Source organism: Caulobacter sp. BP25 (assembly GCF_002737755.1).
Lineage (GTDB): Bacteria > Pseudomonadota > Alphaproteobacteria > Caulobacterales > Caulobacteraceae > Caulobacter.
In genome coordinates this window covers 74,710-95,081 of sequence record NZ_PEGH01000013.1, presented here as the reverse complement: position 1 = coordinate 95,081, position 20,372 = coordinate 74,710, and the positions used below count along the sequence as shown (strand labels likewise).

The following is a 20,372-nucleotide window of genomic DNA, read 5'->3' as shown; positions in this document are numbered from 1 at the left end:
CGCAAGGCCCTAGTAGGGGAATATCAAGCCCCGCTTGCTAAGGTTGGGCTCATGAGCCTCCGCCGCATCTATTCCCGCCGCCTCGTCCTGGGACTTGTTTCGGGCGCTTTCGCGGCTGGCCCAGCCCTCGCCAGCTCGGAAAAGAAGAAGGACGGCGAGGCTCAGGCGCTCGATCCGACCTACAAGCTGGGCTCGATGACGATCCCGATCGTCGTCAATGGGCGGATCGTGAACTACGTCTTTGTGGCTCTGACGCTCAGGCTAACCTCCGGCGCCGAGGTCGAGAGCTTCAAGGTTCAGGAACCGGTGTTACGGGACGCGATCATGCGCGCGGCCTATCGCACGCCCTTCGTCCGTCCCGACACCTGGCAGGAGGTCGATGGTCCTCGGCTTCAAGCCTTTGTCCTGAGCCAATGCGCCACGCTGTTCGGCAAGGGGAAGGTGGCTTCGGTGGAGATCGCCAAGCAGATTCCACGCCAGCGGGTCATGCCGCCGAACGCGGCGGCCTTGCGAGCGATCCAGAACAAGCCCGACAATCCTAATCCCTGAAACACAGCAGCTTGAGCCGGCGCGCCGCGAAAATCGCTTGCGCCAACGCGGGTTGCGCGCCCCCAAGGCATCTGACAGTGTCCTTCGCATGACACCGTTCGGTCGTCATTTTCAGGGAGTACGAGGGGGCACGAGGCCATAAGGCCCGCCTGTCGACCTCGACGGCGATTGAGTTGGCTTGTTTGAGTTGGCTCAAGGTCGCCGCCGGCGGATCGGCGTCCCCTCGTTGCAAAGAAGCGCGAAGGGGCGAAGAACCTAATGAGTCTTTGGCTTTATCTGGCCATTGGGGCCGGGCTTCTGGCGGTGCTATACGGCGCCGTGCAGACGGCCAGTCTGATGCGGGCCTCGGCCGGCAATGCACGCATGCAGGAGATCGCCGCAGCGATCCAGGAAGGGGCTCAGGCCTATCTGCGGCGGCAATATCTCACCATTTCGATCGTCGGCGCGGTCATCCTCGTCGCTGTCTACCTGCTGATCGGCCTGTGGGCCGCTCTGGGCTTCCTGGTTGGCGCGGTGCTGTCGGGCGCGGCGGGCTTCGCTGGCATGCTGATCTCGGTGCGCGCGAACGTGCGCACGGCCCAGGCGGCGTCTGAAGGTCTCGCCAAGGGGCTGTCCCTGGCGTTCACCTCCGGCGCGATCACCGGCATGCTGGTGGCGGGCTTCGCTCTGCTGGGCGTCGCCGGCTACTACTGGGTGTTGACGGAGGTTCTGGGTCTTGAGGCCACCGGCCGTAGCGTCGTCGACGCCCTAGTGGCCCTGGGCTTCGGCGCGTCGCTGATCTCCATCTTCGCCCGGCTCGGCGGCGGCATCTTCACCAAGGGGGCCGACGTGGGCGGCGATCTGGTGGGTAAGGTCGAGGCCGGCATCCCCGAGGATGATCCTCGCAACGCCGCGACCATCGCCGACAACGTGGGCGACAATGTCGGCGACTGCGCCGGCATGGCGGCCGACCTGTTCGAGACCTATGCCGTGACCACCGTCGCGACCATGGTTCTCGCGGCGATCTTCTTCCGCGGCCACGAGGCCGTGGGCGCGATGATGCTGCTGCCGCTGGCCATCTGCGCGGTCTGTATCGTTACCTCGATCATCGGCGCGTTCTTCGTCCGCCTGGGCAAGAGCCAGAACATCATGGGCGCGCTGTACAAGGGCCTGATCGTGACCGGCCTGTTGTCGATCCCGGCGGTCTGGTACGTGCTGCACCAGCTGGTCCCGGCTCCGGTCGTGACCGAGGCCCGGACCTACACGGCCGACGGCCTGTTCTACTGTGGTCTGGTCGGCCTGGCCGTCACCGCCGCCATCGTGATGATCACCGAGTACTACACCGGCACGAACTTCCGCCCGGTGAAGTCGGTGGCCCAGGCCTCGGTCTCGGGTCACGGCACGAACGTGATCCAGGGCCTGGCCATGTCGCTGGAAGCCACGGCGCTGCCAGCCCTGACCATCATCGTTGGCATCGTGGTCACCTATAACCTGGCGGGCCTGTTCGGCATTGCGATCGCCACCACAACCATGTTGTCGCTGGCCGGCTTCATCGTCGCGCTGGACGCCTTTGGACCCGTCACCGACAACGCCGGCGGCATCGCCGAAATGGCCGGCCTGCCGCCGGAAGTCCGCGTCACCACCGACGCGCTCGACGCCGTTGGCAACACCACCAAGGCCGTGACCAAGGGCTACGCCATCGGTTCGGCTGGTCTCGGCGCCCTGGTGCTGTTCGCCGCCTATACCGAGGACCTGAAGTTCTTCTCGGCCAATGCGACGCCGGGCAGTTTCTTCGACGGCATGGGCCCGGTGACGTTTGACCTGTCGAATCCGTACGTGGTGGTTGGCCTGCTGTTCGGCGGTCTGCTGCCGTTCCTGTTCAGCGGCATGTCGATGACCGCTGTCGGGCGCGCGGCCGAGTCAGTCGTCGCCGAGGTCCGCCGTCAGTTCCGCGAGAACCCGGGCATTATGACGGGCGAGGTGAAGCCGGAGTACGGCCGCGCCGTCGATATCCTGACCAAGGCGGCCATTCGCGAGATGATCGTCCCCAGCCTGCTGCCGGTCGTCTCGCCGGTGGTGCTGTTCTTCGTGATCAACGCCATCGCCGGCAAGGTCGACGCCTTTGCGTCGCTCGGCGCCATGCTGATGGGCGTCATCGTCACCGGCCTGTTCGTCGCCATCTCGATGACCAGCGGCGGCGGCGCCTGGGACAACGCCAAGAAGGTGATCGAGGAAGGTTTCACCGACAAGAACGGCGTCCTGCACACGAAGGGCGGTGAGACCCACAAGGCCGCCGTCACCGGTGACACCGTCGGCGATCCCTACAAGGACACCTCGGGTCCGGCGGTGAACCCGATGATCAAGATCACCAACATCGTGGCGCTGCTGCTGCTGGCGGTCCTGGCCCACGGCGGTTGATCGAGAAAGCCATCGCCTGAAACGACGACGCCCCGGAGGAAACTCCGGGGCGTTTGTCCTTGTAGACTTAGTACATCTCTTCCGGAGTGAGCTCGGCGGGAGCGGCCCTGGCCCTCGGAATCACGTCGATCGGCACCTCGCCCCGCCGCTCTGCGCCGACAAAGTCGTGGTCTATTCGCCGCCGCCGGCAGGGGCCGAAATACGCCTTGGCCTGAACGAAGGGGCGGGGATTGTTGATGATTTCGTTGATCCGATGCATCACCGTCCGCGCGGTCAGCGGCTTGACCAGGAACTCGGTCACGCCGGCCATCCGCGCCTCGTTCAGGGTGCGCTGAGTGGCGTGGCCGGTCATCATGATGATCGGGACATAGCGATTGGGGCTGGCCGTCGAGGTGCGGACCCATTTGACGAACGCCAGGCCGTCCACGGGCTGCATCACCAGGTCGGTAAAGATGATGTCGATCTCTTTGGTCTGGAAGATCCGCAAGGCGCCCAGACCATCGTCGGCCTCGTGGATGTTCCGTACGCCCGCCGACTTCAGGATGGTGGTGATCACCCGGCGCATGTTGGCGTTGTCGTCGATCAACAGGATGGATAGGGCGCGAAGGTCCGTCGTCTCCACAGTGCGCCTCCTCCTGTCTCTGAACTCATGAGTGCGCGATTTACGCGCCTTCAGAATTCAGGGGGCGTTCAAGTCGGTCTTAAGGAGGGCTTAGACTGCGGCAATGTGTCTCAAGAAGAAAGGTAAATTTTTTATTCACAGTAAATGCGCCGGTGTGACCAAGTCTGTCCATTCTTGAATACTCTGAGCAGTATAAGAAAAGCCGCCCACCTTACGGCGAGCGGCTTTGTAAAGCTTGCGGTGGCGTTTGGGCTTAACGACGATCGCCCGGACGCTGGCCGGGGGCCTCGTCGTCTTGCGGCAGCATGCCGCCGCGGCCGACGTTGCCCAGAAGCTGTTCGAGGATCGTCATCTCGCGGCCGCGAGTCGGCGTCTCGCGGCCGTTGTAGGCGATGACCTTGCCATCCTTCAGCGTGTAGGTGTTCACCGAGGCGACCTTCTCGTCGGCCGGATTGAACTTGATCGCCACGACGTCGCGCTTGATCACGCGCGGATAGTAGAAGGCGACCCGGTCGGTGGTCTGCGAGATGTAGTACCAGGTGTTGTTGTCGAAGGTCGAAACCGTCGACGGCGAACCCAGCTTTTCCATCAAGGTGGACTTGCTGTCCTCTCCGACTTTCATGTCGGCGGGCCTGGCCTCGATGGCCTGGAACCCGGAATAACTCGTCAGCGGCGTGCAGGCCGAAGTGGCGAGCGCCAGGGCCAGGACAGCGGCGGCGAAAACGGCGGGGCGAGACATCAAGGCTCCGAACCGGAAAAATGCAGACTTTGACCTATCGCCCGCGGGGGCTTAGTTCAATGCCCGCGTGAAAGCGGACCCCGCCTCTAGCGGGATGTCGCGGCGAAATCGAGGCGTTTCAATGTTTCTGGACCGATGGCTAAAGCCCAGGCCCACCAAGGCGGCGGGGGGCAAGCTCTACGCTTGCGCCGTGGCGCAGGCGCGCTCGCCGGCTTTCTATCGTGATTTTGGCGTCCGCGACTCGATGGAGGGCCGGTTCGAGCTGTTCAGTCTGCACGTGATCTTCCTGATCGAGCGACTGAAGGGGCAAGGCGAGGCCGCAGCGGAGACCTCTCAGGCCGTGTTTGATTCCTATGTGAAGGGCCTTGACGACGCCTTCCGGGAAATCGGCGTGGCCGACACCTCGGTCGGCAAGAAGATGAAGAAGCTGGCTGGCGCCTTCTATGGCCGCCTGAAGGCCTATGATGAAGCCGTCGCCAGCTTGCCGGACGGGGCGGCCACGCGCGACTTCTTGGCCCGAACCGCGCTCGAGGAAAGAGGCGAGGGCGACGTCGCCGCCCTGACCGCCTATGTGATCAAGACGCGCGCGGCGCTTGCGGAACAGCCGCTGGACGCCCTGCTGCAAGGAGATGTGACTTGGCCGACCCCGTGACCGCGCCCTGGCCCTGCGAGATTCCGCTCGCTCAGGTCGATCGTGGCGCCGTGAAGCTGCGCCTTGAGCCGAGCGCCGAGCAGCGCAAGACGATCGCTCTGCAGCTGGGCGTCGTCAGCCTGGAGGCGCTCTCGGCCGAGGTGTTCCTGACCTCGTGGTTGGATGGCGCCGAGATTTCGGGCGTCCTGCGCGCGCGGCTCGTCCAGACCTGCAGCGCCACAGCCGACGACTTCGAGACCCCGATCGACGCCCGATTCCATCTGCGCGTCCTGCCCGCCGACAGCCAGAACGCGCCGCAGGAGGAGTCCGGCGACCTGGGCGCCGATCCTGACGGCGACGATCCGCCGGACGTGCTCGAGGGCGAGGTCGTTGATGTCTCCGGCTATGTGGTCGAGCACCTGGCCCTGGAGCTGGATCCGTTCCCCCGCAAACCCGGCGCAGTCTTTGTCCAGCCGCCAGAACCGGTGGAATTGTCCCCGTTCGCGGCCCTGAAGGGGCTGAATCTGAAGGACGATCAGGGCTAGAAGCTCCGACTCGACCGCTTGCGTGATATTCACGCGGATGTATCGTCCGCCGCCTTGAGGGCGGCCGGACCGCCTGCCGGAGCTCTCAGCGCCACGTGTCTCAATCCGTAGTCATCTCGGTCGACGCCATGGGCGGCGATCACGGCCCCTCCATCGTCGTGCCCGGCGTCGCCCAGGCGGCCAAGACGCTGCCCGGCGTGCGCTTCCTGCTGCACGGCGATGGCCCGGCCATTGAGGCGGAGCTGGCCAAGCATCCGACCGCCAAGGCCGTCAGCGAGGTCCGCCATTGCGACAAGGCGATCGGCATGGACGAAAAGCCCGCCCAGGCCATGCGCCGGGGCAAGGGCTCAAGCCTGTGGAACGCCGTCGAGGCGCTGCGCGAGAACGAGGCCCACGCCTGCGTCTCGGCGGGCAACACCGGCGCGCTGATGGCGATCTCCAAGCTGATCCTGCGCATGGGCGCGGGCCTGGAGCGTCCTGCCATTGTCGCCAACTGGCCGACGATGAAGGGGGTGACGGCGGTGCTGGACGTCGGCGCCAATGTCGAAAGCGACGCGGCTCAACTGGTCGAGTTTGCGATCATGGGCGCGGCCTTCCACCACGCGGTGCATGGCTCGCATCGTCCGACCGTCGGCCTGCTGAACGTCGGCTCCGAGGAGCAGAAGGGCCATGAGGAGGTGCGCGAGGCGCACGCCATCCTGCGTGAGACCAAGCTGGACTTCGACTATCACGGCTTTGTCGAGGGCAACGACATCGCCTACGGCACGGTGGACGTCGTCGTCACCGACGGCTTCACCGGCAATGTCGCCCTGAAGACCGCCGAAGGCCTGGCGCGGTTCTTCTCCAATGAGATCAAGAGCACCCTGACCTCGACGCCGCTGGCCATGCTGGGCGCGGCGATCGCCTCGGGCGCCCTGAAGAAGATGCGCGCGCGCCTGGATCCTGGCCGCGTGAACGGCGGGCCGCTGCTGGGCCTGAACGGAATCGTGGTGAAGAGCCACGGCGGCGCGGACGCGGGCGGCTTCGCCTCAGCGATCCGGGTCGCGACCAACCTCGCGCGCAGCGATTTCCGCGCCGAGATCGACAGAAATCTGAAGCGCCTGACCGCCGCCGCGGCCAAGGACGAGGCTTCCGGCGAGGAGCCCAATTCCGGCGTTGATGCCCAGGGAGCGGCCGAGTGAGCGTAGTTCGTAGCGTGGTGACCGGCGTCGGCGCCTATCTGCCGCCCAAGGTCGTGACCAATGACGACCTGTCCAAGTTCGTCGACACCAGCGACGAATGGATCGTCGAGCGCACCGGCATCCGCCAACGCCACCAGGCGGCTGATGACCAGCCTGTTTCGGATCTCGCCACCGAAGCCGCCCGCGAGGCTCTGGCCGCCGCCGGCAAGACCGCCGCCGATGTTGACTTGATCATCGTCGCCACGACGACGGCCGATCTGACCTTTCCGGCGGTCGCCACGATCGTCCAACGCAAGCTTGGCGCGCCGGTTGGGATCGCCTTCGACGTCCAGGCCGTCTGCTCGGGCTTTGTCTACGCGCTGAGCGTCGCCGACGGCTTCGTGGCGCGCGGCCACGCCAAGTGCGCCCTGGTCATTGGCGCCGAGACCATGACCCGGCTGATGGACTGGAGCGACCGCGGCACCTGCGTGCTGTTCGGCGACGGCGCCGGCGCGGTCGTGCTGGAGGCCGGCGAAGGTGAGGGGACCACCAGCGATCGCGGTATGCTGGGCTTTGCTCTGCGCGCCGACGGCAGCAAGCAGGAGCTGCTCTATGTCGACGGCGGTCCGTCGACCACGGGCACGGTCGGCAAGCTGCGGATGCTGGGCAACCAGGTCTTCAAGCACGCCGTGGTCAACATCTCCGAAGCCATCCACGCGGCCGCCGAGAAGGCGGGCGTGCCGGTCTCGGACGTCGACTGGTTCATTCCGCACCAGGCCAACCAGCGAATCCTGCAGGGCGTGGCCCATCGCTGCGGCATCGACGAGAACAAGGTCGTCTCGACGGTCGCGATTCACGCCAACACCTCGGCCGCCTCGATCCCGCTGGCCCTGGCCCATGCGATCAACGACGGGCGGATCAAGAAGGGCGATCTGCTGCTGCTCGAAGCCATGGGCGGCGGCGGTTTGACCTGGGGCGCCTGCGTTCTGCGGCTTTGATGCGCATGATGGCGCCCGCTTCGCGAATGGCATGAACTGTTGACCTTGAGCCTTTGACTTCATGCGATAATCACGGCATGAGGTCTTCGGTGGGTGAGGGCGCGGCGAGTTGAGGGCAGCCGCAATCAGCGCTTTTCCGCCGGGAATGCTTTATCGGAGGTGGTCTTCGGGCCGCCAGGATACGCGTGGAGGGGGTTGCATGAAGGGCTCTACTTTGACCCGGGCCGACCTATGCGAGGCGGTCCATGAAGAGGTCGGTTTGACCCGTCAGGACTGCGCCGGCCTCGTCGAGCGCACCCTGGATCTGGTGGCTGAAGCCCTGGAGAAGGGCGAGACGGTCAAGCTTTCCGGTTTCGGCGTCTTCCAGGTTCGCGCCAAGCGGGCCCGGATGGGACGCAATCCCAAGACAGGGGAGCCCGCCGAGATCGAACCTCGGCGCGTGATCGGCTTCCGCGCTTCCCAGGTCATGAAGGCGCGAATTGACCGCGCCTTGGGCGACTAGGATTCATGCGGTGGCGAAGGGGCCGAACGCCTTCCGCACGATCTCCGAAGCCGCCGAGGAGCTGGGCGTGCCGCAGCACGTCCTGCGCTTCTGGGAGACCAAGTTCTCCTTTATTCGTCCCATGAAACGCGCCGGCGGACGGCGCTTCTATCGTCCCCAGGACGTGGCCGTGCTGAACGGCGTCCGCACCTTGCTCCATAACGAAGGCCTGACCATCAAGGGCGTGCAGAAGCTGCATCGCGACCATGGTCTGGCGCAGGTGATCGCCGCAGGCTTTGGGTCGAACGATTCGACCAAGCTTGCCGTTGATTTGGATTACGGCCGGTCTGAGCGTGGCGAATCGCGCCTGGACGAGGGCGCCCGCGAGCGCCTCGCCTTCATGTTGCGCGACCTCACCGAGATGAAATCGCGATTGGACGGACTGTTGTCGCGCTAGGGTCTTTTACGGTCCTGCGATTTCGTCCGAAATGGCTGTTGCCCAAGCCAAGACCGGCGCCTATAAGGGCGCCTCTTCCGCGTCGGAGCGTGGCGCAGCCTGGTAGCGCACTTGACTGGGGGTCAAGGGGTCGCAGGTTCGAATCCTGTCGCTCCGACCATTTCCTTCGGGAATTGCGGAAGAAAGAAAGGCCGCCTTCGGGCGGCCTTTTTGTTTTGGATATGGGGTGGCCTCAGCAGGGAGCCGGCTTCCCGTTGACGAGGCAAACCGGCTTCTCCGTGCACTCGGTCAAGTGCGGCTTGATCGCTGCAACGCAGGCCTGAAACTCAGGGCTGCCGAAGACGAGCGGGTATCCGTTGATATCCGTTTCCCCTCTGCAATATGTCCACGCGGCCGCTGTGCAGTAGTCCGGAAGCGCGGTTGCCGTATTCGTCGTGGCGATGTTCAACGGCGTGACAACGGCGGCGACAACGAGAAAATTTCTAATCCATTTCCTGAAGTGCATGACGACCTCTTTGCGAATGTATTGGTTTAAGACGCAAAACGAGGGTCTCTCGAAAATTGCCTTTCCGCAATTGCAATCTCAAATTGATTCGCTAGGCACGCCGCGACGTGTTGGGTGAGAGATGCTCGCTCTCAAAGGCGCTTGTCGGCCTTGCCCATCCAAGAGATCAGCGGAATCACCGGCAGGATCCAGCCCATGCCCAGAGCCACGAAGTAGGCCAGGTGCACGAAGCGATTCTGGGGCAGGCGGTCGTACAGACTGGTGAAGACCCAGATCCAGGCGAACAGCACGATCATCACCGCGATCGAGCCGATCAGCTTGCGCAGGCGGGCCGGAATAAGGGGAGCGCTCACGCAGGTCTCCGAATAAGGCCGAGCATGGCCAGGAATAGGACAGCGCCGACGCTGGAGACCGCCAACTCGCCGAGCAGTCCGTCGAGGTGAAGGTCTATGCGCGTGGCCGTGAAGGCTCCGATGAACGCGCCGATTACGCCAATCAAGAGTTTGATGAACAGGGAGTGTCGCCGATCCAGCACGACGTCGGCGATCCAGCCGGCGATGATGCCGACGATCGTCGCCGCGAAGACCCCCGTACCGCTCATGCGCTCCTCCTAGAGGACGGCTTTTGCCATGACGCGCGAGCGTCGTCATGCGTAGCCTTACGGCATTGATGCGCGTGCGCGGCGGGCGTAGGAAGGTTCGGCCGCATTTCGGCCCAGAAGTGACGCTTTGCCGACCCCATGACGTCTTTCCTGCGTTCCGACCGTTCGCGTCCTGTAGCGATCTGGCTCTTCATCGTCGCCGCCATGGTGTTCTGCATGGTCGTCGTCGGCGGTGCGACTCGCCTCACGGATTCGGGGCTGTCGATCACCCAGTGGCAACCGATCATGGGCGCCTTGCCGCCGATGTCGGATCAGGCCTGGCGCGAGAGCTTCGAGCTCTACAAGCAGATCCCGCAGTACAAGCTGGTCAATCCAGACATGACCCTGGAAGGGTTCAAGGGGATCTTCTGGTGGGAATGGGCCCACCGATTGCTAGGACGCACCGTCGGTCTGGTTTTCGCGATCCCTTTCATCGTTTTCCTGATCCGTGGCGACATCCCCCGTCGCCTGATCTGGCGCTGCGCGGTCATGCTGGGCCTGGGCGGGCTGCAGGGACTGATCGGCTGGTGGATGGTCTCCAGCGGGCTTTCTGAGCGGGTATCGGTCGCGCCCGAGCGGCTGATGACGCACCTGGGCCTGGCCCTGGCGCTGTTCGTGATCCTGATTTGGACGGCCCTAGACGCCTGGAACGGCGCGCCGCGCGTCGAGGAGCGTTCGCCCTGGCGCGGCTGGGCGCTCGCTTTCCTCGGGGCGGTGTTCTTCCAAAGCCTGCTCGGCGCTTTGGTCGCCGGCAATGACGCGGGTTTGGTCTACAATGACTGGCCCTTGATGAACGGCAATTTGGTCCCGGACAGCTATGTCGGCAACGGCTTCTGGGGGACCCTGGCTCATAGCCAGGGCGCGGTGCAACTGCATCACCGTCTTGTGGCCTATGTCCTGCTCGTCGCTGGGATCGCGTTGGCCGTGATCGCGGGGCGTGACAGGCCCTTGGCTACCGAAAGCAAAACGATCGCCACGACGATGGCGGTCATTGTGGTGCTGCAGGCTGCCTTGGGTGTCTGGACCTTGATGGCGGCCGTGCCGATCAGCCTGGGCGTGTTGCACCAGGCTGGGGCGGCGGTGCTGCTTGCCGCGGCGACGGCCTTCGCCTGGCGCGTGCGGCGTCCCTAGGCGTCTTCGTCTTTTCCTCCCCCTAGCGGGGGAGGTGGCCCAGAGGGCCGGAGGGGGCCAGCTTCGGCCGATGTCCAGTTCGCCCCCTCCGCCGCTCCGCGACACCTCCCCCGTGTCACGGGGGAGGATCTTTTACGGGCGTTCGCGGCGCTCTATGCTCGGCGTATCCGGAATCGAAGTCAGCGATTTCAACCACTTCTCACTTTTACACGCCGCTGTGTGATCCGCGTTGAATCCCCCTCCATACTGATCTCACCCGATAGCGCGGAAGGGACGTCCGGCCGGCGATCGTGACGGCTGTCGGGGGTGGTCGAGCGGGAAGCGCTCGCCGGTCTTCTTTCGGGAAGGCGTCTTCGCGGCGGATCCAGTGGCGGGCTCCCTGAAACATCGGGACGAAGCCCCAGATCCTTCCCTTAGGGGGCGGCGGAGACATAGGCGAACGCGACAGGTCCGGGCTGAAATCGCCTGGACGTTCCGGGACCGGGGTTCGTCGCCCTGGCCCGCCCGTCGGGGGCCGACTGTCGGGAGCGGGTTAAAACCCCGCGCCCCGCTGGCTCACCGGATAACGGCTACGCGGAGCGTCTGGCTTCGTCGAAACGGTACTCACTACAAACACCTCCGGACGGATGTCCGGCGCTCCGCGTCCTTTCCATCCCTTCAGCGGCAAGCCGCGTGAGGACAATGGCTCGTGACCAACCTAGGCCTTCACCGTCGCCCAAGGCCCCGTGATCGCCAGGGTGACCCCCGGGTTCTGCAAGTTGACGAACAGCGTGCCGCCGTCCGGCGAGAAGCACGCGCCGGCGAACTCGGAGTTTCCGGTGAAGACGTTGCGGGCCAGGGTGTAGATCTTGCCTTGGGGCGTCACGCCGCGCAGGTGATTGCGCAGGGTGTCCGAATAGCGGTCCTCGCAGACGATCACATGGCCCCAGGGCGCGACGACCAGGTTGTCGGCGTAGTCCAGCACCCGGTCGTTCTGGCTCTCGACGAACAACTGCAGCTTGCCGGGCAGGTCCTTTTCGCCGGCCTGGCCCTCGGTGGCCGAGGGGACGTAGCGGAAGATTTGGCCCGAGCCGGTCGCGCCGCCGGCGGTGCAGGCGAAATAGAGCTCGCCCTGGCCGAAGAACACGCCTTCGCCCCGGCAGAAGATCGCCGCGCCCTTGGCGTGGCCGCGTCGGCGAAGGTCGTCGTAAGGGTTGTCGACCCCGTCCAGGTCGATCCAGCGCGCGGCCTTCCAGCCGCCAATAGGGAAGGTCTTTTCTTCCTGGTTGCGGGTGTCGCCGCCTTGGGGAGCATCGACCAGGCCCAGGGCTTGAAGGCGTCCGCCCGCTGCCAGGTTGCGCCGATCGTTCGGCAGGAAACGATAGAAGAGGCCGTCGGCCACGTCCTCGGTCAGGTAGACGACGCCCGTGCGGGGATCAATACAGGCGGCCTCGTGCTTGAAGCGGCCCAGGCCCTTCAGGGCGACCGGCTCGACGAGGCCGACATGGGCCGAAGGCACTTCGAAGACCCAGCCGTGATCCTTGCCGACCTCCAAGCCCGCTTCGAGCGTCGTCTCCTCGCACGTCAGCCAGGAGCCCCAAGGGGTGACGCCGCCCGCGCAGTTGACCAGCGAGCCGGCCAGGGACAGGTGCTGGCGCTCGGTCTGGCCGGTCTTGAGATTATAGAGTTGCGTGGTCGTGCCGCCGGGCAGGGGGCGCTGGCCGTTTTGGAAGTCCCAGACCTTAGAGCGGTCGATGCGGTCGATCAGCCGCTCGCCGAGGCCAAAGGCGCCGTTGTGGATGTCGCTGACCGAAAGTTCGTGGTTACGCACCAGCAGGACGCGCTCGGCGTCGAGCGCGAAGCAGCCCATGCCGTCGGCCTTGCCGGGCACCAACAAGCCGTCGCTCATCGTCTCGCCAGCCTGGGAGATCACCTGGTATCGGAAGCCTGGCGGCAGGTCGATCATGCCTTTCGAGTCGGGGATCAGCGCGCCGTAACCCTCGACCTCATTGAGATAGGTCTCAGCCTCAAGGGCTTCATCTTGGGCGCGGGCGGAAAAGGCCGCGAAGGCCAGGCTGGTGGCGCCGGCGCCGATGAAGCCGCGACGGGAAAAGGTCATGGAACGCCTCTGTTAGAAGGTAACGCCCAGCGCTATGCACCCCTTTCATGACAGTTTGAGCACGAGGTTGCGGTATTATATTACCGTATCTGCCAGCGCCTTGTTTTCATTGGGTTTTGCAAGTTTCTCGCGGCGTCAATGTTGACAGTTCGCGAACCCTCCCGTACATGCCGCGCCTCACACGGACGAAACCGGATTTCTCGGGGTCGGACGCCTAGAAATTACGGATCAATCCCATGCAGAAGATCACGGCTTCCTTGAAGCCAGCCGAGGTCGAGAAGAAGTGGATCGTGGTCGACGCCCAGGACGCCGTTGTCGGCCGTCTGGCTTCGTTCATCGCCATGCGTCTTCGCGGCAAGCACCGCCCTGACTACACCCCGCACGTCGACTGCGGCGACTTCGTCGTCGTGATCAACGCCGACAAGGTGAAGTTCACGGGCAAGAAGCTGGACGACAAGGTCTACTACCGTCACACCGGTCACCCGGGCGGCATCAAGGAAACCACCCCCCGCAAGGTGCTGGGCGGTAAGTTCCCGGAACGCGTCCTGGAGAAGGCCGTCGAGCGCATGCTGCCCAAGGAGAGCCCGCTGGCTCGCAAGCAGCTGACCCACCTGCTCATCTACAACAACGGTGAGCACCCGCACCAAGCGCAGAGCCCGGAAGTCGTCGACTTCGCGGCCCGCAACAGCAAAAACACCCGGAGCCTCTAAGTCATGACCGACGCACAAGGCTTTGACGCGCTGGCCAGCCTGTCCAGCAACCCGGAAGTCGCTCCGGCCGAACCGAAGATCGACGCCCAAGGCCGCTCCTACGCGACCGGCAAGCGCAAGAACGCGATCGCTCGCGTCTGGATCAAGCCGGGCAAGGGCTCGATCACGATCAACGGTCGTGACCAGGAAGTCTATTTCGCCCGTCCGGTGCTGCGCATGATGATCGCCCAGCCGCTGGAAGTGACCGATCGCCTCGGTCAATTCGACGTCGTCGTGACCGTGGAAGGCTCGGGCCTGTCGGGCCAAGCTGGCGCGATCCGTCACGGCCTGTCGAAGGCTCTGACCTATTACGAGCCCGGCCTGCGCCCGGTCCTGAAGCCGCATGGCTTCCTGACCCGCGACAGCCGCGTCGTCGAGCGTAAGAAGTACGGCAAGGCCAAGGCCCGCCGCAGCTTCCAGTTCTCGAAGCGCTAAGCGCGTATCCACGCGTTTGGAAGAGGGCGCTTCGGGTCTCCGAAGCGCCCTTTTTCTTGGTCTATTCCCTGTCTCTGTCTGGATCGGAGTCCGCCCATGGCGAGCGCCCCTAAGGTCTTCATCGACGGCGAAGCCGGCACCACCGGCCTGCAGATCCGCGAGCGCCTGCTGGCCCGCACGGATCTTCAGCTGGTCTCGATCGATCCCGACAAGCGCAAGGACCCGGTCGCCCGCGCCGAGATGCTGAACGGCGCCGATGCGGTGATCCTGTGCCTGCCCGACGACGCGGCCAAGGAAGCCGTTTCGCTGGTGACCAATCCCGACACCGTGATCATCGACGCCTCGACCGCCTACCGCACGGCCGAGGACTGGGCCTATGGCTTCGCGGAACTCGACGCGGCCCAGCGCGGCAAGATCGCCGCGTCCAAGCGGATCTCCAATCCGGGCTGCTATCCGACCGGAGCTATCGCCTTGACGCGGCCGCTAGTCAGCGCGGGCATCCTGCCGGCCGAGCTGCCGGTCTCGTACAACGCCGTCTCGGGCTATACCGGCGGCGGCAAGGCGATGATCGCCCAGTTCGAGGACGAGAGCGCCCCCGACCACACCCGGGCTCCGTACTTCATCTACGGCCTATCGCTGAGTCACAAGCACGTCCCGGAAATGCAGAAGCACGGCTGCCTGCTGACCCGTCCGATCTTCACGCCCGCCGTCGGCCGCTACGCTCAGGGCATGATCGTCGAGCTGCCGCTGCACCTTGCGAGCCTGAACGGCGCGTCGCTGGCCGACATCCACGCGGCCCTCGAAGGGCACTACAAGGGCGAGGCGTTCGTCGAGGTCGCGTCCCTGGATGAAGCCAAGGCCCTGACGACCCTGGACCCCGAAGGCCTGAACGGCACCAACCGCCTGAAGCTCTTCGTATTCGGCTCGGACGCCAGCGGTCAGGCCCGCCTGGTGGCCTTGCTGGACAACCTGGGCAAGGGCGCGTCGGGCGCGGCGGTTCAGAACCTGAACATCGCGCTGGGCTTGAAGGAAGACGCGGGGCTCTAGCCCGCGTCTACCGTATTGGACTTCACCAGCACGAAGCTGCCCGGCGCGTTCTCCAGCGGCTTCAGCTTGCCCTTGGCCGGATCGCGAGCTGGAACCTGGCCGCCGGAGCGCGCCTTCAGCCAGTCGCCCCAATAGGGCCACCACGAGCCTGGGAACTCCTTGGCGCCGGCTTGCCACGTCTCGACCGAATCGCACGTCTGTTCGTTGATCCAGTGCTGATACTTGTTAGCGGCGGGATGGTTGATCACGCCCGCGATGTGGCCCGAGCCCGCCATCATGAAGTTGACCGGACCGCCGAACAGCTTGGCGCCCCTAAAGACGCTGCGGTAGGGCGCGATGTGGTCCTCCTTGGAGGATTGCACAAAGATCGGGACCTTCACCTTCGACAGGTCCAGCCGCTCGCCGCCGATCGTCAGCTCGCCCTTGGCCAGGGCGTTATCCTTGTAGAAGTTTCGCAGGTAGAACAGGTGCAGGGCCTTGGGCATCCGTGTCTGGTCGGCGTTCCAGAACAACAGGTCGAAGGGCCTGGGCTCTTTGCCCATCAGGTAGTTGCTGACAAAGAACGACCAGATCAGGTCGTTGCCGCGCAGGGCGTTGAAGGTGTCGGCCATCGACTGGCTGGGCAGGAAGCCGCCGGCCTGGTCCATCTGTTGTTCGATCGAGCGCAGCCACTCCTCGTTGGTGAACAGCAAAAGGTCGCCGGCCTCAGCGAAGTCCTGCTGGGCGGCGAAGAAGGTCGCCGAGTTGATGCGCTTTTCGCCCCGCGCGGCCATGTGGGCCAGAGCGACCGACAGCAGGGTGCCGCCGATGCAGTAGCCGACCGTGTTGACCTTATTGACGCCACACTGGGTCATGACCTGCTGGGTGGCGTCGTAGACGCCTTCGATCATGTAGTCCTCGAAGGTCTTGTCGGCCAGCTTGCGGTCCGGATTGACCCAAGAGGCGACGAAGACCGTGAAGCCCTGGCTGGTCAGCCAGCGGATCATCGAGTTCTCGGGGCGCAGATCCAGGATATAGAACTTGTTTATCCACGGCGGGAAGATCAGCAGCGGGATCTCGCAGACCGTCTCGGTCGTCGGATCGAACTGCAGGAGCTGCAGGATATCGTTCTGGTAGACGACCTTGCCGGGGGCCGTGGCGACGTTCTCGCCAACCTTGAACTTGGCCAGGTCCGTCTGGCTAATCGCCAGCTGGCCGCCCCCGCGCTCGAGGTCGGCGGCGAAGTTCTCCATGCCTCGGACGATGCTTTCGCCCTGAGTCTGGACGGCCTCGCGCAAGGCGGCCGGGTTGGACATCAGGAAGTTCGACGGCGAGAAGGCGTCGGTCAGGATCTTGGTGAAGAACTCGACCCGTCGCTTGGTGGCGGGGTCGACGCCATCCACCTCGGCCACCAGACTGTTCAGCCAGTTCGACGACAGCAGGTAGGACTGCTTCATAAGATCGAACATCGGGTTCGAGGCCCAGTCGGGATCGTTGAACCGCTTGTCGCCCGGCGCCGGCGAGACCACGGGCTCGACCTCTTCGCCTGCCGCGCGGCGGGCCGCCGACTGCCAGAGGTCCATGTAGCGGCTGAAGAGGTCGGCCTGGGCCCGCATCAGGCGGTCGGGCTGTGCGGCGAGGCGATTCATCACTTCGTTCAGCGCTGGCGCGACGTGGAAGGGATCGGGCGTCAGAGCCGTCGGGCGATCGGCCTGGCGCAAGGCTGCCTCGGCGATCGCGCCCTGGGCGGTGACCGCTGCGCGCGCCAAGTTGGCCGATAGTGTCTCGACCAGCTTTACCTGTTCGGGCGAAAGCAGCGTCTCGAACGCGGGCAGAGGGGCGCCGTTCGTCGATGAACTCGGCGGCGACTCGGTCTTTGGCGGCGGCGGTGAGGCCGAGGTCTCGGGCGGCGGCGTCTTTTTGGGTTGAGCCTTGGCCTGACCCTTTTGGGCCTTTGGCGTGGCTTTCTTCTTGGGCTTGGGTGCGGCCTTCGCCGTGGCCATGAGGTTTCCTCCGCTTGTCCAAAGCCAGTTCGCGAAAAGCGACGTTGGACGCCTTTCGCTCGCCGCGATCATCGCATAAGACCAGAACCAATGAACGGCGACACCCGCAAAATCATGCGTCTCGGTCTTATCGTCGGCTTCGCGGCCGGCGTGAGCGCTTGCGCGAACCCGTTCAAGACCGCGCCAGTGGATCCCAGCTCGCCCGTGGCCGCGGCCGTCGCGAGCGCGGCCAAGACCAAGGGGCCGCGTCGCAAGCTCTCCGAAATTCCGGCGATTCCCAGCGATATCCCGAGCGCTGATCAGATCCGCAAGGCCGTCGCTCAGCAGCAGGTCGCTGGCGACGCGCTGACGCGCGCCACCGCGCCGTCGACTTGGGAACTGAAGGGAACTGAGGCCTACGCCGCCAAGGCGCGCCGCGAGGCCACGCCGCCGGCGTTCGAAGCGCCGACGGACACCGACCGCGCCAACACCGAAGCCTTCGCCCGCGCAGCTCGCGGCCGAGCTAGCGCGCCTCCGTCACAGCCCCAATAGGGCGACGGAGGCATAATCTTCCTCGAACTGGCTTGGCTTGGCCCCGCTCGGGGTCTATCCATGCCCGACTTTTCGCTCCCAAAGCGCCGACGCGGCGCAATGAGCTGTCATGAGCACCGATTTCCACCGTATTCGCCGCCTGCCGCCCTACGTCTTTGAAGAGGTCAACAAGATCAAGGCGCGCCTGCGCGCCGAGGGGACCGACATCATCGACTTTGGCATGGGCAATCCCGACATGCCGACGCCGCAGCATATCGTCGATAAGCTGATCGAGACCGCCAAGGATCCCAAGGCGGGCCGCTACTCGGCCTCCAAGGGCATTCCTGGCCTGCGCAAGGCCATGGCCAACTACTATGGCCGCCGTTTCGGCGTGAAGCTGAACCCCGACACCGAGGTCATCGCGACCCTGGGCTCCAAGGAAGGTTTCGCCAACCTCGCCCAGGCCCTGACCGGCCCGGGCGATGTCATAATCTGCCCGAACCCGGCCTATCCGATCCACGCCTTCGGCTTCATCATGGCCGGCGGCATCATCCGCCACGTGCCGGCCCTGTCGCCGGAGGAATATCTTTCCAATATCAGCCGCGCGGTGAAGCACTCGGTGCCGCCGCCCAGCGTGCTGATCCTGTCCTATCCGTCGAACCCGACCGCCCAGTGGGTGGATCTGGACTTCTACAAGGACGCCATCGCGCTGGCCAAAAAGCACGACCTGCTGGTGATCAGCGACGTGGCCTATGGCGAGATCTATTTCGACAACAATCCGCCACCTTCGGTGCTGCAGGTGGATGGCGCCAAGGACATCGCGGTCGAGGTCAACTCGCTGTCGAAGACCTACGCCATGGCCGGCTGGCGCGTGGGCATGGTGGTCGGCAACAGCCGCATCTGCTCGGCTCTGGCCCGCGTGAAGTCGTATCTAGACTATGGCGCCTACACGCCGGTGCAGGTAGCCGCCGCGACCGCCCTCAATGGTCCGCAGGACTGCGTCGATGAAATCCGCGCCATCTACAAGAGCCGCCGCGACACCCTGATCAAGTCGATGCAAGGCGCGGGTTGGGACATCCCCAATCCGCCAGCCTCGATGTTTGCCTGGGCCAAGATCCCGGAACAGTATCGCGAGGCCGGCTCAATGCTGTTCTCGCGGCTGCTGATCGAGGAGGCCGGCGTCGCCGTAGCGCCCGGTATCGGCTTTGGCGAGTACGGGGAGGGCTATGTGCGGATCGGCCTGGTCGAGAACGAGCACCGCATCCGCCAGGCCGCGCGCAACGTGAAGAAATTCATCGCCAACGCCGACTCCATCCTGGCCAAGGCCCACAACAAGATGGAACAGGCCTGAGGCTGGCCTTTCCCGACGGCGTAACGAGGACTTCAAGATGACGAACAAGACCTGGCGCGTGGGTGTTGCGGGCCTGGGCACCGTGGGTGGCGGCCTCCTACAGTTCCTGGCCGAGCGTCCCGGCTTTGCGCCGGCCGGCGACAAGGCGGTCGTGACCGCGGTCTCAGCCCGGTCGAAGTCGCGACCGCGCACGGTCGACATCTCGAACCTCGCCTGGTTCGATGATCCGGTGGCCCTGGCGGGGTCGCCGGACATTGACCTCTTCGTCGAACTGATTGGCGGCTCCGACGGTCCGGCCAAGGCCGCCGTCGAGACCGCCCTTAAGGCCGGCAAACCGGTGGTCACGGCCAACAAGGCTCTGATCGCCGTGCACGGCGCGGAGCTGGCCGCCCTGGCGGAAGCCCAGGGCGTTCCGTTGCTGTTCGAAGCGGCCGTCATGGGGGGCACCCCGGCGGTGAAGATGCTGCGCGAGGCAATGGTCGGCGATGACGTTATCTCGGTGGCCGGCATTCTCAACGGCACCTGCAACTTCATTCTCTCTGAGATGGAGAAGACCGGCCGCTCGTTCGCCGACGTGTTGCGGGAAGCCCAAGGCCTGGGCTACGCGGAAGCCGATCCGACCATGGATGTCGGTGGCTTCGACGCCGGCCACAAGATCAGCATCCTGGCGGCCCTGGCCTTCGGCTGCGCACCGAACTTCGAAGCGGCCGAGATCGAGGGCATCAGCGATGTCGACCTGCTCGACATCAAGCTGGCCAAGGACCTGGGCTATCGCATCAAGCTCATCGCCGGAGCCGCCAAGTCCGAGGACGGCGTCGCGGTGAAGGTCCATCCCTCGCTGGTTCCGCTGGACCATCCGCTGGCGCAGGCCGGCGGGGCGCTGAACGCGCTGTTCATCGAGGGCACCCGGATCGGCCGGATCTTCATCCAGGGGCCCGGCGCGGGCGCGGGCCCGACCGCTGCGGCCGTGGCCGCTGATATCGCCGACGTGATGACTCGCGCCATGCGTCCGGTTTTCCAGGCGCCGGCCGGCGAGCTGAAGCCGTTCATCGCCATCGACCCGACCCGCGCCGTGGGCAAGGCCTATCTGCGGATCATGGTCCAGGACCAGCCTGGCGTGATCGCCGCGATCTCGGAAACCCTGGCCGAATGCGGCGTCTCCATCGACAGCTTCCTGCAAAAGCCTATCGAAGGCGCGGGCGGGGTGCCGATCGTGCTCGTTACCCATGCGACCCCGGAATCGAAGCTGCTGGACGCGATTAGCCGCATCGAAAAGCTGCAGACCGTGCTAGAGCGTCCCCGCCTTCTGCGCGTCGCGCGCATCTAACGACCCAGGAATCTGGGC

General features: G+C 65.0%; 21 protein-coding genes, 1 tRNA gene and 1 pseudogene. 16 read left to right on the top strand and 7 right to left on the bottom strand.

The genetic code is table 11. The features are described 5' to 3' along the window. The first annotated feature begins 51 nt into the window (after positions 1-51). Positions 52-549, top strand: a complete 498-nt coding sequence (locus CSW59_RS09780; protein ID WP_099443866.1) for a hypothetical protein — start codon at positions 52-54, stop codon at positions 547-549. A gap of 258 nt (positions 550-807) precedes the next feature. Then, positions 808-2,946 (top strand): sodium-translocating pyrophosphatase, encoded by a 2,139-nt coding sequence (locus CSW59_RS09775; RefSeq protein ID WP_099443865.1) that lies wholly within the window; start codon positions 808-810, stop codon positions 2,944-2,946. Between the two features lie 67 nt (positions 2,947-3,013). Here CSW59_RS09775 and CSW59_RS09770 read toward each other — a convergent pair whose 3' ends face one another. Both CSW59_RS09770 and CSW59_RS09765 read right to left on the bottom strand, forming a co-directional pair. Continuing rightward, on the bottom strand, positions 3,014-3,511 hold the full coding sequence (locus CSW59_RS09770; RefSeq protein WP_369825763.1) for a response regulator: 498 nt from the start codon (positions 3,509-3,511) through the stop codon (positions 3,014-3,016). 310 nt (positions 3,512-3,821) lie between these two features. Continuing rightward, positions 3,822-4,307 (bottom strand): outer membrane protein assembly factor BamE, encoded by a 486-nt coding sequence (locus tag CSW59_RS09765; protein WP_099443863.1) that lies wholly within the window; start codon positions 4,305-4,307, stop codon positions 3,822-3,824. Positions 4,308-4,428: 121 nt separating this feature from the next. Here CSW59_RS09765 and CSW59_RS09760 point away from each other — a divergent pair, with 121 nt between their 5' ends. The 7 genes from CSW59_RS09760 to CSW59_RS09730 all read left to right on the top strand — a co-directional run bounded on the left by CSW59_RS09760 (position 4,429) and on the right by CSW59_RS09730 (position 8,739). Then, positions 4,429-4,959 carry a ubiquinol-cytochrome C chaperone family protein gene (locus tag CSW59_RS09760; protein WP_099443862.1) on the top strand — a complete coding sequence of 177 codons (531 nt, stop codon included), beginning with the start codon at positions 4,429-4,431 and terminating at the stop codon, positions 4,957-4,959. Next, complete coding sequence (locus tag CSW59_RS09755; protein WP_099443861.1) at positions 4,944-5,483, top strand: DUF177 domain-containing protein; 540 nt, start codon at positions 4,944-4,946, stop codon at positions 5,481-5,483. Before CSW59_RS09760 ends, CSW59_RS09755 begins: the two co-directional genes overlap by 16 nt. 95 nt (positions 5,484-5,578) lie before the next feature. Further along, positions 5,579-6,664: a phosphate acyltransferase PlsX gene (plsX, locus tag CSW59_RS09750; RefSeq protein ID WP_099443860.1), complete on the top strand. Its 1,086-nt coding sequence runs from the start codon at positions 5,579-5,581 to the stop codon at positions 6,662-6,664. After that, the gene (locus CSW59_RS09745) at positions 6,661-7,641 is read left to right on the top strand and encodes a beta-ketoacyl-ACP synthase III (protein ID WP_099443859.1); all 981 of its coding nucleotides are present in this window, start codon (positions 6,661-6,663) and stop codon (positions 7,639-7,641) included. The genes plsX and CSW59_RS09745 overlap by 4 nt, the downstream gene beginning before the upstream one ends. A 199-nt stretch (positions 7,642-7,840) precedes the next feature. Continuing rightward, positions 7,841-8,143 carry an integration host factor subunit alpha gene (locus CSW59_RS09740; protein ID WP_066686891.1) on the top strand — a complete coding sequence of 101 codons (303 nt, stop codon included), beginning with the start codon at positions 7,841-7,843 and terminating at the stop codon, positions 8,141-8,143. Positions 8,144-8,153: 10 nt separating this feature from the next. Further along, a complete protein-coding gene (locus CSW59_RS09735) occupies positions 8,154-8,579 on the top strand; it encodes a MerR family transcriptional regulator (protein ID WP_099443858.1) in 426 nt (141 codons plus the stop codon). An 83-nt stretch (positions 8,580-8,662) separates the two neighbouring features. Then, positions 8,663-8,739, top strand: a tRNA-Pro gene (locus tag CSW59_RS09730). 476 nt (positions 8,740-9,215) lie between these two features. Here the strand turns inward: CSW59_RS09730 and CSW59_RS09720 are convergent. After that, positions 9,216-9,437 carry a DUF2842 domain-containing protein gene (locus CSW59_RS09720; RefSeq protein ID WP_099443856.1) on the bottom strand — a complete coding sequence of 74 codons (222 nt, stop codon included), beginning with the start codon at positions 9,435-9,437 and terminating at the stop codon, positions 9,216-9,218. Beyond that, positions 9,434-9,685, bottom strand: a complete 252-nt coding sequence (locus tag CSW59_RS09715; RefSeq protein WP_099443855.1) for a GlsB/YeaQ/YmgE family stress response membrane protein — start codon at positions 9,683-9,685, stop codon at positions 9,434-9,436. The genes CSW59_RS09720 and CSW59_RS09715 overlap by 4 nt, the downstream gene beginning before the upstream one ends. 138 nt (positions 9,686-9,823) lie before the next feature. On the opposite strand from CSW59_RS09715, the gene CSW59_RS09710 reads away from it, so the two are divergent. Next, positions 9,824-10,855 carry a COX15/CtaA family protein gene (locus tag CSW59_RS09710; RefSeq protein WP_099443854.1) on the top strand — a complete coding sequence of 344 codons (1,032 nt, stop codon included), beginning with the start codon at positions 9,824-9,826 and terminating at the stop codon, positions 10,853-10,855. A gap of 547 nt (positions 10,856-11,402) precedes the next feature. On the opposite strand, the pseudogene CSW59_RS21805 reads toward CSW59_RS09710, so the two are convergent. Together CSW59_RS21805 and CSW59_RS09700 are read right to left on the bottom strand one after the other, a co-directional pair. Next, positions 11,403-11,503, bottom strand: a pseudogene (locus CSW59_RS21805) (hypothetical protein); the annotation flags it as partial. A gap of 49 nt (positions 11,504-11,552) precedes the next feature. Then, complete coding sequence (locus tag CSW59_RS09700) at positions 11,553-12,953, bottom strand: alkaline phosphatase PhoX (RefSeq protein ID WP_099443853.1); 1,401 nt, start codon at positions 12,951-12,953, stop codon at positions 11,553-11,555. Positions 12,954-13,189: 236 nt separating this feature from the next. On the opposite strand from CSW59_RS09700, the gene rplM reads away from it, so the two are divergent. From rplM to argC, 3 genes are all read left to right on the top strand, one after another. Continuing rightward, the gene (gene rplM, locus CSW59_RS09695) at positions 13,190-13,663 is read left to right on the top strand and encodes a 50S ribosomal protein L13 (RefSeq protein ID WP_099443852.1); all 474 of its coding nucleotides are present in this window, start codon (positions 13,190-13,192) and stop codon (positions 13,661-13,663) included. A 3-nt stretch (positions 13,664-13,666) separates the two neighbouring features. Beyond that, on the top strand, positions 13,667-14,137 hold the full coding sequence (gene rpsI, locus CSW59_RS09690; protein ID WP_099443851.1) for a 30S ribosomal protein S9: 471 nt from the start codon (positions 13,667-13,669) through the stop codon (positions 14,135-14,137). Positions 14,138-14,233: 96 nt separating this feature from the next. Then, a complete protein-coding gene (gene argC / locus CSW59_RS09685) occupies positions 14,234-15,184 on the top strand; it encodes an N-acetyl-gamma-glutamyl-phosphate reductase (RefSeq protein WP_099443850.1) in 951 nt (316 codons plus the stop codon). On the opposite strand, the gene CSW59_RS09680 is transcribed toward argC, so the two are convergent. Further along, positions 15,181-17,166 carry a class I poly(R)-hydroxyalkanoic acid synthase gene (locus CSW59_RS09680; RefSeq protein ID WP_201722767.1) on the bottom strand — a complete coding sequence of 662 codons (1,986 nt, stop codon included), beginning with the start codon at positions 17,164-17,166 and terminating at the stop codon, positions 15,181-15,183. The two genes, argC and CSW59_RS09680, sit on opposite strands and share 4 nt — an antisense overlap. A 114-nt stretch (positions 17,167-17,280) precedes the next feature. Between CSW59_RS09680 and CSW59_RS09675 the strand changes: the two genes are divergently transcribed. From CSW59_RS09675 to CSW59_RS09665, 3 genes are all read left to right on the top strand, one after another. Continuing rightward, the gene (locus CSW59_RS09675) at positions 17,281-17,697 is read left to right on the top strand and encodes a hypothetical protein (protein ID WP_236632196.1); all 417 of its coding nucleotides are present in this window, start codon (positions 17,281-17,283) and stop codon (positions 17,695-17,697) included. Between the two features lie 109 nt (positions 17,698-17,806). Next, positions 17,807-19,027, top strand: a complete 1,221-nt coding sequence (locus CSW59_RS09670) for an LL-diaminopimelate aminotransferase (RefSeq protein ID WP_099443848.1) — start codon at positions 17,807-17,809, stop codon at positions 19,025-19,027. A 37-nt stretch (positions 19,028-19,064) separates the two neighbouring features. Continuing rightward, on the top strand, positions 19,065-20,354 hold the full coding sequence (locus tag CSW59_RS09665; protein ID WP_099443847.1) for a homoserine dehydrogenase: 1,290 nt from the start codon (positions 19,065-19,067) through the stop codon (positions 20,352-20,354). Positions 20,355-20,372 lie beyond the last annotated feature (18 nt).